The sequence below is a fragment of the Streptomyces sp. NPDC102514 genome, from assembly GCF_055584525.1.
In genome coordinates this window covers 586803-598963 of sequence record NZ_JBVJLW010000001.1, presented here as the reverse complement: position 1 = coordinate 598963, position 12161 = coordinate 586803, and the positions used below count along the sequence as shown (strand labels likewise).

The following is a 12161-nucleotide window of genomic DNA, read 5'->3' as shown; positions in this document are numbered from 1 at the left end:
CATTCCTCGTCGGACACTCCCCGCCCTCTCCCGCACTCCCTGTGCCTGGCCCGGTGTGCCAAGGCCGACCGCCGTGTTCCCGCTCCCCCGAAGCCCCCGAAGCTCCCCCACGGAACAACGGAACAGAGGACCCCCATGAGATGGAGACCCCTCGGTCGCCGGTCACTGACCGGTGCCGTCATAGCCGCGCTCATGACCACCGGGCTGATCCCGCTGGCCCTCACGTCGAGCGCCCGGGCCGCCACCGCCCCCGACACCGAGGGCGCGAAGGCGGCAGCCGCCGTCAACCTCGCGCTCGGCCGGCCGGCCACGGCGGGCGGCTCGAACGGCTCGTACACCGCCGGGAACGTCACCGACGGTTCCCAGGCCTCCTACTGGGAGGGGCCGACCGGGTCCTTCCCGCAGTGGGTCCAGGTCGACCTGGGCGCGACCCGCACCGTCGACCAGGTGGTGCTCAAGCTGCCCGCCGCCTGGGAGAGCCGCAGTCAGACGCTCGCCGTGCAGGGCAGCACCGACGGGTCCAGCTTCAGCACCCTCGCGGCGTCGACGGGCCGGGCGTTCAACCCGGCGCAGGCCAACACGGTCCCGGTCACCCTCACCTCCCCCGCCACGACCCGCTATGTGCGCGTGAACATCACCGGGAACACCGGCTGGAACGCCGCCCAGCTCTCCGAGCTGGAGGTGATCGGCGACGACGGTGGTACCACTCCGCCGCCGACCGGCACCAACCTGGCCCGTAACAAGCCGGTCGAGGCCACCTCGTCGGTCCAGTCGTACGTGGCCGCCAACGCCACCGACGACTCCACCTCCACCTACTGGGAGGCGGCGGGCCACCCCTCCGACCTGACCGTGAAGCTGGGCGCCGACGCGGACATCACCGCCGTGGTGGTCAAGCTCAACCCGGACCAGGCGTGGGGCGCCAGGACCCAGGGCATCCAGGTGTTCGGCCGGGAGAACTCGGCGAGCGGCTTCACCTCGCTGCGCGACCGCGCCGACTACGCCTTCAGCCCCTCCCGGGACAGCAACTCGGTGACCATCCCGGTCACCGGCCGCTGGTCGGACGTCCGGCTCCGGTTCTTCTCCAACACCGGGGCGCCCGGCGGCCAGGTCGCCGAGTTCCAGATCGTCGGGACCGCCGCACCCGCGCCCGACCTGACCGTCACCGGCCTGGACTGGACACCCGCCTCGCCGTCCGAGCGGGACGCGGTGACCGTCAACGCCACCGTCCGCAACGCGGGCACGGCACGCTCGGCCGCCACGACCGTCGAGGCCAGCCTGGAGGGCACGGTCGCGGGCAGCGGAAACGTACCCGCGCTCGAAGCGGGGGCGTCCGCCACCGTGGCCGTCGCCGCGGGCACCCGGCCGGCCGGCAGCTACGGCGTCTCCGCCGTGGTCGACCCGCGCAACACGGTCGCCGAGCTCGACGACAGCAACAACAGCCGTACCGCCGCGTCCCGGCTGGTCGTCGGCCAGGCACCCGGCCCCGACCTCGAAGTCAGCGGCATCACCAGCAGCCCGGCCAACCCGGCCGTCGGCTCGTCCGTCTCCTTCACCGTGGCCGTGCACAACCGCGGCACCACCGCCGCGGCGGCCGGTTCCGTGACCCGGCTCCAGGTCGGCTCCACCACGCTCAACGGCACGACCGCCCAGGTGGCGGCGGGCGCCACCGTGAACGTGGCCATCAGCGGCACGTGGACGGCGACCGCGGGCGGGGCCACCCTCACCGCGACCGCCGACGCCACCGGAGTCGTCACCGAGACCAACGAGAACAACAACGTCCTCGCCAAGTCCCTCGTCGTCGGCCGCGGCGCCGCCGTCCCCTACACCGAACTGGAGGCCGAGGACGGCCGCTACCAGGGCACCCTCCTGACCGCCGACGCCAAGCGGACCTTCGGGCACACCAACTTCGCCACCGAGTCCTCCGGCCGCAAGTCCGTCCGGCTCAACTCCACCGGCCAGTTCGTCGAGTTCACCTCGACCACGCCCTCCAACTCGATCGTGGTGCGCAACTCGATCCCCGACGCGGCGAGCGGTGGCGGAGCGCAGGCCACGATCAGCCTGTACGCCGACGACACCTTCGTGCAGAAGCTCGACCTGTCGTCGAAACACAGCTGGCTGTACGGGACCACCGACGACCCCGAGGGGCTGACCAACACGCCCGGCGGTGACGCCCGCCGGCTCTTCGACGAGTCGCACGCGCTGCTGGCGCAGTCCTACCCCGTCGGCACCAAGTTCCGTCTGCAGCGGGACGCGGGCGACACGGCCGCGTTCTACGTCATCGACCTGGTCGACCTGGAGCAGGTCGCGCCCGCCACCAGCAAGCCGGCCAACTGCACCTCGATCACCGAGTACGGGGCCGTCCCGAACGACGGGCTCGACGACACCGACGCCCTCCAGCGGGCGGTCACCGCCGACCAGAACGGCACGATCTCCTGCGTGTGGATCCCGGCCGGGCAGTGGCGCCAGGAGCAGAAGATCCTCACCGACGACCCGCTGAACCGCGGCCAGTACAACCAGGTCGGCATCCGGGACGTCACCATCAAGGGTGCGGGCATGTGGCACTCCCAGCTCTACACGCTCACCCCGCCGCACCAGGCCGGGGGCATCAACCACCCGCACGAGGGCAACTTCGGCTTCGACATCGACCACAACACCCAGATCTCCGACATCGCCATCTTCGGCTCGGGCACCATCCGCGGCGGCGACGGCAACGCCGAGGGCGGTGTGGGTCTCAACGGCCGCTTCGGCAAGGGCACGAAGATCACCAACGTGTGGATCGAGCACGCCAACGTCGGTGTGTGGGCCGGTCGCGACTACTCCAACATCCCCGAACTGTGGGGCCCCGGCGACGGTCTGGAGTTCTCCGGCGTCCGCATCCGCAACACCTACGCCGACGGCATCAACTTCGCCAACGGCACCCGTAACTCCACCGTGTACAACTCGTCCTTCCGCAACACCGGTGACGACGCGCTCGCCGTGTGGTCGAGCAAGTACGTGAAGGACACCTCGGTCGACATCGGGCACGACAACCACTTCCGCAACAACACGATCCAGCTGCCGTGGCGGGCCAACGGCATCGCGGTGTACGGCGGTTACGGCAACACCATCGAGAACAACGTCATCGCCGACACGATGAACTACCCCGGCATCATGCTCGCCACCGACCACGACCCGCTCCCGTTCACCGGGCAGACCCTCATCGCGGGCAACGCCCTGCACCGGACGGGCGGCGCGTTCTGGAACGAGGACCAGGAGTTCGGCGCCATCACCTTGTTCGCGCAGGGTCAGGACATCCCCGGCGTCACGATCCGTGACACCGAGATCTACGACTCGACGTACGACGGCATCCAGTTCAAGACGGGCGGCGGCTCGATGCCGGGCGTCAAGATCACCGACGTGAAGATCGACGGGTCGAAGAACGGCTCCGGCATCCTCGCGATGAGCGGGGCCCGGGGCAGCGCCGCTCTGACGAACGTCACGATCACCGACTCGGCCGAAGGGAGCGTGCTCATCGAGCCGGGCTCGCAGTTCACCATCACCGGCGCGCCGGTCGGGGCGTCCGCCGCCCGTCTCAACCGCTGAACCTCTGAACCGCTGAATTGCCCGACCGCCGGACCGCCGAACGGCTGAACGGCTGAGTGGCCGAACCGCTGAACGGCAGGTCCGAACAAAGGGTCTCCGGCTCCTGTGACAGGGGCCGGAGACCCGTTCCGTGCGGCCCGGCCGTCACCATGGGTGGTTGCCAGGAGCGACGACATGGGAGATTGTTGCCGTGAGGCAATGTTTTCCACGAGTTGTGAGGTGAGGGATTCGCCCAGCGGGTCCTCTATTTTTGGTCTCCACCCAAGCGCAAACCGGTGCCGCCGCACAGCAGGCGTCCCTGTGGGCCGACGCCCCGTACCCCGTCCTGGTCGCTGACGACCGGAACGCGGTCGTGCTGCTCAATGATGCCGCGGACGTTCTGCTGCCCGGAATCCGGCCCGGCACTCCCTTCGCGGACGCGGTCCCGGCCTGGCTGTCGGCGGCGCACGACGCATTGCGGACACCCGGGCAGGCCCACGGACGACCACCCGGTTCGCCCGTCGCCCCCGAGGCCGACGACGCACCGGTGACGGGTGTGATCGGTGAGCGCACCTTCGAGGCCCACCCCAGCCTGCGGGACGACGGCACGGTGGCCTGGTGGCTGGTCGACGACACCGATCACCTGCTCGCGCAGAAGGCCCTGCGCATGGAGCGGAAGCGCACCGCGTTCCTGGCCGAGGCGTCCAGCACGCTGCTCTCCTCCCTCAACCTGGGACGCTGCATGGATGTCACCGCCCAGCTCGCCGCGGAGCATCTCGCCGACGCGGCACTGGTGATCGCGCCGACCCACGGGCGACGGCTGCCGGTGGTGACCTGCCTGCGCGGGGGCACCCCCGTGCTGGCCCACGAATCGGTGGACCCCGACGAGGTGCCGGGACTCGGTGAGGCGCTGCGCGGGTTCCCGCCGGTGCCCTCGCGGTGGATCGATCCCTCCACCGCGCCGGTCTGGATGGTGCCCGAGGGCTTCGGCACGGTCGGCTCGATAGTGATCACCCCGCTGCCCGGCCACGGCGTCCCGGCCGGTGCCCTCGTCCTGCTGCGCCGTTCGGGCGGCGCCGCGTTCACCGAGAGCGAGGAGGTCTTCGCCCGCCTGTTCGCCGCGCGTGCCGGGGCCGCGATGTCGGCCGCCCGCCTGTACGCGGAGCAGACCTCGATCACCGAAGTGCTGATGCGCGAGCTGCTGCCGCCCTCGCTGCACCAGATCTCGGGCGTGGACTACGCCGGCGGCTACCGGCCGTCCGCCGACCACGAACGCGTGGGCGGCGACTTCTACGACGTGCACCCCGCCGCCGTCGAGGGCGAGGCGTCGCTGGTCGCGCTCGGAGACGTGTGCGGCAAGGGCCTGGAAGCGGCCGTCCTGACCGGGAAGATCCGCAACACCCTGCACGCGCTGCTCCCGCTGGCCGACGACCATCAGCGGATGATCAGTCTGCTGAACACCGCGCTGCTCAACTCCCACCACACCCGGTTCGTGACCCTGGTCCTGGCCTCCGCCGTACGGGAGGGCAACGCGGTGAACCTGCGGCTGACCAGCGCCGGACATCTGACCCCGCTGATCGTGCGGGCGAGCGGCGCGGTGGAGGAGGCCGAGACCCGGGGCACCCTGGTGGGCGCCATGCCCGAGGCGCCCGCGCACACCACCGCCCTCACCCTCGCGCCCGGGGAATCGTGCGTGCTCTACACGGACGGGATCACGGAGGCGGAGGGCGGGCCGATGGGCGGTGTCCAGTTCGGCGAGGAGCGGCTCAAGCGCGTCCTGTCGGAGTGCGTGGGCATGCCGTCCGAGAGCATCGTGGAACGCGTCCAGATGCTCGCGTCCCAGTGGGTCGGCAAGGGACGGCACGACGACATGGCCGTCGTCGTGATCTCCGCGCCCCGAACGCACCACCTCAGTGCGGTGAACGGCCACACCCGGGGCAGGTTCACTGCATGAGCACCCGTACACCTCACCGGCCTCCCGGCACCGGGACCGTCGCTCCGACCGTCGGCGCGACGGTCGGCGAACCCTGTGTCGAGCAGCTGGCCGACGCACTGTGGGACGCCGTCTCCGTGGCCGACGAGCACACGGCCGTCGAGGTGGTGCTGGGCGCGCTGGACCGCGGTGTCGACCCGGAGAGCGTGCTGCTGGACGTCATCGCCCGCGTACAGGGCAAGGTGGGCGAGGAGTGGGCCGCCAACCGTATCGGCGTGGCCCAGGAACACGCGGCGACCGCCATCAACGAACGGGCCGTCGCCGCGCTCTCCCGGCACCCCGCCGCACGCACCACGCCCACCCGCGGCAGGATCACGGTGGCCTGCGTCGACGGCGAATGGCACGCGCTGCCCGCCCGCCTCCTCGCCGAGGTGCTGACCCTGCGCGGCTGGCAGGTCGACTACCTGGGCGCCCAGGTACCGTCCCCGCACCTCATCGCGCATCTGCACCGCACCGACTCCGACGCGGTCGCCCTCTCCAGCTCGATCGCCACCCGGCTGCCCACCGCGCACGCCGCGATCACCGCCTGCCAGGCCGTCGGCGTCCCCGTACTCGTCGGAGGCGCGGCCTTCGGTCCGGACGGCCGCTACGCCCATCTGCTGGACGCCGACGCGTGGGCGCCCGACGCCCGCGCCGCGGCCGACCGGCTCGCCCTGGGGCCGCTGCCCCGTCCGCGGGCCGACCACCAGCAGCTGGACGACCTGCCCCACCTGGCCGACCAGGAATACACCCTGATCACCCGCAACAGCGCCTCGCTGGTGCGCGCCGTCTTCACGGCCCTCCAGGACGCGTTTCCGGCCATGCGTACGTACAGCGAAGTGCAGCTTGAGCGCACGGCCGAGGACCTCGCGCACATCGTGGAGTTCCTCGCCACCGCCCTGTACCTCGGTGACGAGGACCTCTTCGTCGGGTTCCTCACCTGGACCGCGCAGATCCTCACCGCCCGCGGCGTGCCCGCGAGCAGCCTGCCGCCGACCCTGGCCGTCCTGGCCCGTGAGCTCAAGGACTTCCCGCGGGCCATCCGCGTCCTCGAACGCGGCGCCGAAGCCCTCACCCCCGTCGACCACAGCACCGCCGAGAGCCGCTCATGACCATGCCGCCCCCCGCCCATCTGCGTCTCACCACGGTCGACACCGAGGACAGGGTCCGGATCGAACTCGACGGAGAGCTCGACTACGAGACCGCCGACAGCCTCCTGGCCGCCGCCACCGCCGTCCTCAGCGCGCGCCCGCGGCTGCACGACCTGCATCTGCACTGTGCCGGGCTCGACAACGTCGACTCCATGGGCCTGTCCATCCTGCTGATGATCCGCCGCCGCGTGGATCAGGCCGGTGTCCGGCTGCATCTGGACGACCGTCCGACGACGTTGGAGCGGCTGCTGACCATCACCGGTAGCCTGGAGTACCTCACGACGTCCCCCACCGGCACCGCGAACTCCTCCCTCGGTACGGGAGAGGATCCCCGTACGAGCGGGGAAGCGATGACGGCCCGCCCCACCGGACCGGACAGCACCACCTGATGTCCTTCCCGCCGGCCGTCCGCGGCGCGGAAGCCGCACACCGACGGGGAGCCCATGCCAGTACCAGACATCGCCTCGCGCAGATCCTCGCGTGAGGCCGCCCGCTCCGCCGGGGGCGTCACCGAACTCCTCGACCTGATGTGGGAGAGGACCAGGCACACCACCGCCGCGGCTCCCGCCTCCCCTTCCCAACTGCGCCTGATGTACCTCGTCGAGAGCGAGGAGGGGGTACGGATGCGGGTCGTGTGCGAACAGCTCGCCGCCGCGCCCCCTTCGGTCAGCCGGCTCTGCGACCGGCTGCAGGCCATCGGTTTCCTGGAGCGGCTGCCGTGTCCCGCCAGCGGACGGGAGGTCACCCTCCGGCTGACCGCGGCGGGCAGAACCCATCTGCGGCACATCCGTGAGCAGCGCGAGACCGTGCTCCGGCAGGCCATGGACGCCATGTCCGACACCGAACGGCACTCACTGGCCGAGGGGTTGGCCGCACTGCACGCCCAACTCGTCGCGGCCGACGGCGAAAGCGGTGTCCCCGGCGGCATCACCGCCGCCTGAGCGCCCACGGGTTCCCACGTTTGGGGGCGCGGGGTTCAGGCCTCGATGAGGCCGACGCGGATGGCGTAGCGGGTGAGTTCCAGGCGGTCGCGCAGGCCGAGCTTGTGCAGCACGTTCGCCCGGTGCCGGTGCACGGTCTTGATGCTGATGAACAGCATTTCGGCGATCTCCTTCGAGGAGTGGCCCTCGGCCACGAGTTTGAGGACCTCCTCCTCGCGTGCGCTCAGCACCTGGCCGGGCGGCTCCTCGCCGTGGTGGACCCGGTCGAGGTAGTTGCGGATCAGCGCGGTGACCGCGCCCGGGTAGAGGAAGGGTTCGTCGCGCATGGCGGCACGGCAGGCGGCCACCAGGTCGCGGTCGGCCACGGACTTCAGCACGTATCCGCTGGCGCCCGCCTTCAGCGCCTGGAAGAAGTACTGCTCGTTGTCGTGCATCGTCAGCATCAGCACCCGCACGCCGGGTTTCAGCGCGGCGAGCTCGCGGGCGGCCTGCAGGCCCGTCATCCGGGGCATGGCGATGTCGAGTACGGCCAGATCGACCTCATGGGTGCGGGCCAGTTCGACGGCCTCCGCGCCGTCCCCGGCCTCGGCGACGACCTGGAGGTCCGGTTCCCCGTCGAGGATGAGCCGCACTCCACGACGTACCAGCGCGTGGTCGTCGGCGAGGAGGATACGGATCAGTGATGTGTCGGGCGTGGTCATGGCTGCTTCCTAGAGGACGGGCACGGTCAGCCGGACCTGCGTTCCGGCGTCCGGTTCGGAGGTGACGTCCAGCGTGGCTCCGATCAGCAGGGCCCGCTCGCGCATTCCGCGGATGCCCGCCCCTTCGCGGGCGACGCCGGAGCCGCGGCCGTCGTCGCTGACGTCCAGCACCACCTGCCCGCCGACGTGGTGCAGACTCACCTCGACCCGGCCTGCCTCGGCATGGCGTGCCGTGTTGGTCAGGGCCTCCTGGGCTACGCGGTACAGGACCAGTTCCGTCTGCGGGTCCAGCGCGGGCAGGCCGGGGTCGAAGCGCCGCACCACGCGCAGACCGGCGTGGGTCGTGAACTCGGTGGTCAGCGAGGTCAGGGCGCTGATGAGGCCCAGGTCCTCCAGTACGCCCGGCCGCAGTCGGCGCACCACCCGGCGTACCTCGTCCAGGCTCCCCCGGGTGATCTCCTGCACCTGACGCAGCTCACCGCGCAGGGGCTCGTCGGCCTCGTCCGCCGTGCGCTTGAGGACCAGCAGGATCGCGGTCATGCTCTGGCCCACCTCGTCGTGCAGTTCCTGGGCGATACGGCGTCGCTCCGCCTCCTGCCCGACCAGGACGCGGGCACTGCTGGTGGCCCGTTCGTGTTCGAGGCGCTCGACCATCGCGTTGAAGGTGCGGATCAGTTCGGCGGTCTCGCCGTGGCCCTGTTCCGGCAGCCGCTGCCCGGGGCGCAGCAGGTCGACGGTGGTCATCAGCCGGGTGAGCCGGCCCAGCGGGGCCAGCCCGATCCGCAGCAGGGCCGCGTTGGCGACCAGCATGACGGCCAGGCCGGAGACGAGGATGATCGCCTCGGTCAGCACCACCGGCACGGAGACGGTCACCGGAGCCAGCAGCAGCAGCGCGGTGGCGATGCCGAGCACCACCGCGTTGAGCGCGAAGATCCGCCAGAACAGGGACAACGGGATGACGCCCTTCCTCGTGTGTTGATTCCTCGTGAGCCGATTCATCGTGTGCCGATGCTTCGTGAGTCGATCTTCCGCCCAAGCCTGCCTGCTCCCGGTTCCACCGTCGATGGGCATCAATGCCCATTTTGCGGATCCGGGCTGCCCACCGCGTGATGGGCTCCGGGACCGGCCACGGATGGGTATCGCACCCGATGGGATTCGTACGGCGTACCGGCCAGGGTGGGACGTGGAGCAACCCTCCGAAATCCTGACCCGCGTGAACCCCGTCGACCTCGTCAACCCCGTCAAGGAGAACCCACCATGTCGCTCGACACCCCCCTGCCCGTAACCCGAACCGAGCGGCTGTCGGCGCACGAAGCCCTCCAACGCCTCGAACACGAACGCAACTCCCGCCTCACACAACTGCTGGCCCTCGACGAGGCGGGGACGGCCGCGGAGTCGGAGGTGGAGGAGCACGTGATGTCCGCGCAGAAGGGCACGATCCGGCGGGTCCTCGCCGAGGTCGAGGACGCCTTCACCCGGGTCCGGGAGGGCAGTTACGGCGACTGCCTCGACTGCGCGAAGCCGATTCCGGTCGAGCGACTGGAGATCCTGCCGTACACGCGGTTCTGCGTCCCCTGCCGACGCGACACCGTCTGACGACAGCCCGTCCGCCTGACGACAACCCGTCCGCCCTCCGATACCCGCCCTGCCCAAGGGGTGACATGGTGACCGACCGAATCATCGACGACCACGACACGGCCCTGTCGGCCGACGACCTCGCCGCACTGCGCGAGAACCTGCACGAGCAGCGCCTGTTCCGCCGCGAACAGCTGAAGCAACTGCACCAGGCGCAGGAGCTCCCGGCCACCGCCCCGAACCGCACCGACGTGCCGCACGACCGCCGGACCGGCCCTCAGGCCGAGGTCCGGGGCAAGCTCGCCGCCTCCGCCCGGATGGTCCTCGCCGACGTCGAGGCCGCGCTCGCGCGCATGGACCAGGGCGGCTACGGCAGGTGCCAACTGTGCCAGGAGCCCATCGACCGCGCACGCCTGACGGTCGTACCGCAGGGCCGCTACTGCACGCGGTGCCAGCAGGTCAGGGAGGCCGGCCGATGACCACCTCGCAAGACCCCCGCCGCCTCGCGGGCCGGCACCGCTCCTGGCCCTGGTGCCGGCACTGCACCGGCATCGCCCTCGACCTGGGCAGCGCCCGCACCCGTGCCTGGACGTCCGGACGACGGACGATCCTCGACGTGCCCACGGTGACCTTCCCGGGCGGCGGCGCCACGTACCCCATTCAGCGCGGCACCATCGTCGACACCCCCGGTACCTCCCGGATGCTGGACCGGCTGCTGGGCCACAGGCTGCCCCGTTTCGGCCGCCCGCTGCTCATTCTCACGACACCCGTGCTGGGCGGTGTCGCCTTCCGGACCCAGGCGCGCACCGCCGTGGAGGTCCTGCGCCCGCGTACGGTGCTGACGGTCCCCACCGCACGCGCCGTGGCCGTCGCCGTGGACGCCGACCTGACCCGCCCGTTGCTCGTCGTGGACATCGGGGCCCATCTCACCGAGGTCACGCTGCTCGCCGACGGCGACGTGGTGGACGCCCGTCACACCGCCCTGGGCACCGGCGACCTGGACGGGCACACCTCACCCGCGCTGATAGCCGACGCGATCGTCGCCATGGTGACCGGCATGCTGGAACAGGACCGCACCCCCGAGACGCTCGACGCCCTCCAGCGGGGTGTGCTCCTCGCCGGCGGAGGCGCCCTGCGCCCCGACATCACCTACCGTCTCGCCGGCAGGCTGCACGCTCCCGCGTGGCCCGTGCCGGCGCCGCACACCGCGGCGGTCCGCGGCGCCGCGCAACTGCTCAGGACCGCCCACGGTCACCCGTCGCTGCCGGTCGTCGGTGTCGGCGCAGGGTCAGAGTGAGGGCCACGAGGCGGTGGGCCGCGTGTCCGCGACGGCCGCGGACTCCGGCTCATGACCGTGCCCGTGGCCACGGCCCTGGACGTTCTGGACGGGTTCGTTGCCGACCAGCATGTCGGGATCGAACATGACGATCACGGCGGCGAGGACCAGTACGACGATCGGTCCGCCCACCATGGGGATCAGGGAGAAGAGCAGGTCCATCGAGGACTGGCCCTGGACCCTGGAGCTCGCGTCGACGTGCACGCTCATGGCGGCCATGCCGGTGTAGTGCATGCCCGTGACGGCGATGCCCATGATGACGCTCGCGGCCGCGGCGGACGCGAGGGTGTGCAGGGACACGGCCGCCCAGAGTGCGGCGGTGGCAGCCGTGACGGCGATCAGGACCGACAGGCCGACCGTCACGGGGTCGAAGCTCATGTGCCCGGCGAACTTCATGCCGTTCATTCCGATGTAGTGCATCGCCGCCACGCCCGCGCCGGTGATGACACCGGCGACTCCCAGGGTGAGGGGCGAGGCGCCGCGGTACCCCACGATGAACACGCCGAGGAGGACCACGGCCACCGCGACACCCAGGCTGAGGAACGTGAGGGCCGCGTCGTACCGGATCGACGCACCCTCGATGGTGAATCCGATCATGGCGATGAAGTGCATGGTCCAGATGCCTGATCCGATGCAGATCGCACCCAGGGTGAGCCACGGGCCGCGACGGCCCTGTGCACCCATGCGTACCGACCGTGTCGTGCAGCGCAGACCGAGCGCCGCACCGGCGCAGGCCATCAGGAACGCGACGACGGGAGTGATCATTCCGTAGTTGAACTGGCTGACTGTGCTGTTCACCGAACGCCTTTCGGACCGCGGGACCCGTACGGGGTCCGCGTTGCAGGAACCTTTCCGCAGAACCGTCCGTGCGGGCAGACGAGCCGAGTTCACCGGCACCTGTGTCTGACTCGCTCCGGAACCGAC

The 12161-nt window shown here is 71.0% G+C and carries 11 protein-coding genes; 8 read left to right on the top strand and 3 right to left on the bottom strand.

All coding sequences use genetic code 11. The features are described from left to right. The first annotated feature begins 135 nt into the window (after positions 1-135). From ACZ60E_RS02800 to ACZ60E_RS02780, 5 genes are all read left to right on the top strand, one after another. Complete coding sequence (locus ACZ60E_RS02800; protein WP_469437346.1) at positions 136-3582, top strand: CARDB domain-containing protein; 3447 nt, start codon at positions 136-138, stop codon at positions 3580-3582. A gap of 250 nt (positions 3583-3832) precedes the next feature. Next, positions 3833-5515: a PP2C family protein-serine/threonine phosphatase gene (locus ACZ60E_RS02795; RefSeq protein ID WP_469437344.1), complete on the top strand. Its 1683-nt coding sequence runs from the start codon at positions 3833-3835 to the stop codon at positions 5513-5515. Further along, the gene (locus ACZ60E_RS02790; protein WP_469437342.1) at positions 5512-6645 is read left to right on the top strand and encodes a cobalamin B12-binding domain-containing protein; all 1134 of its coding nucleotides are present in this window, start codon (positions 5512-5514) and stop codon (positions 6643-6645) included. Before ACZ60E_RS02795 ends, ACZ60E_RS02790 begins: the two co-directional genes overlap by 4 nt. Beyond that, positions 6642-7073, top strand: coding sequence for an STAS domain-containing protein (locus ACZ60E_RS02785; RefSeq protein WP_384797086.1), 432 nt, complete (start codon positions 6642-6644; stop codon positions 7071-7073). Before ACZ60E_RS02790 ends, ACZ60E_RS02785 begins: the two co-directional genes overlap by 4 nt. A gap of 54 nt (positions 7074-7127) precedes the next feature. After that, entirely contained in the window at positions 7128-7625 is a 498-nt protein-coding gene (locus tag ACZ60E_RS02780) for a MarR family winged helix-turn-helix transcriptional regulator (RefSeq protein WP_384797083.1), read from the top strand. A 35-nt stretch (positions 7626-7660) separates the two neighbouring features. On the opposite strand, the gene ACZ60E_RS02775 is transcribed toward ACZ60E_RS02780, so the two are convergent. Then, on the bottom strand, positions 7661-8326 hold the full coding sequence (locus ACZ60E_RS02775; protein ID WP_384797080.1) for a response regulator: 666 nt from the start codon (positions 8324-8326) through the stop codon (positions 7661-7663). A 9-nt stretch (positions 8327-8335) separates the two neighbouring features. Next, positions 8336-9277: a HAMP domain-containing sensor histidine kinase gene (locus ACZ60E_RS02770; protein WP_384798190.1), complete on the bottom strand. Its 942-nt coding sequence runs from the start codon at positions 9275-9277 to the stop codon at positions 8336-8338. 306 nt (positions 9278-9583) lie between these two features. Between ACZ60E_RS02770 and ACZ60E_RS02765 the strand changes: the two genes are divergently transcribed. The 3 genes from ACZ60E_RS02765 to ACZ60E_RS02755 all read left to right on the top strand — a co-directional run bounded on the left by ACZ60E_RS02765 (position 9584) and on the right by ACZ60E_RS02755 (position 11198). Continuing rightward, complete coding sequence (locus tag ACZ60E_RS02765) at positions 9584-9922, top strand: TraR/DksA family transcriptional regulator (RefSeq protein ID WP_469437338.1); 339 nt, start codon at positions 9584-9586, stop codon at positions 9920-9922. Positions 9923-9987: 65 nt separating this feature from the next. Beyond that, entirely contained in the window at positions 9988-10380 is a 393-nt protein-coding gene (locus ACZ60E_RS02760; protein WP_469437336.1) for a TraR/DksA family transcriptional regulator, read from the top strand. Next, the gene (locus ACZ60E_RS02755) at positions 10377-11198 is read left to right on the top strand and encodes a rod shape-determining protein (protein WP_469437334.1); all 822 of its coding nucleotides are present in this window, start codon (positions 10377-10379) and stop codon (positions 11196-11198) included. The genes ACZ60E_RS02760 and ACZ60E_RS02755 overlap by 4 nt, the downstream gene beginning before the upstream one ends. Here ACZ60E_RS02755 and ACZ60E_RS02750 read toward each other — a convergent pair. Next, on the bottom strand, positions 11190-12035 hold the full coding sequence (locus ACZ60E_RS02750) for an MHYT domain-containing protein (protein WP_384797068.1): 846 nt from the start codon (positions 12033-12035) through the stop codon (positions 11190-11192). The genes ACZ60E_RS02755 and ACZ60E_RS02750 overlap by 9 nt on opposite strands. Between the last annotated feature and the right edge of the window lie 126 nt (positions 12036-12161).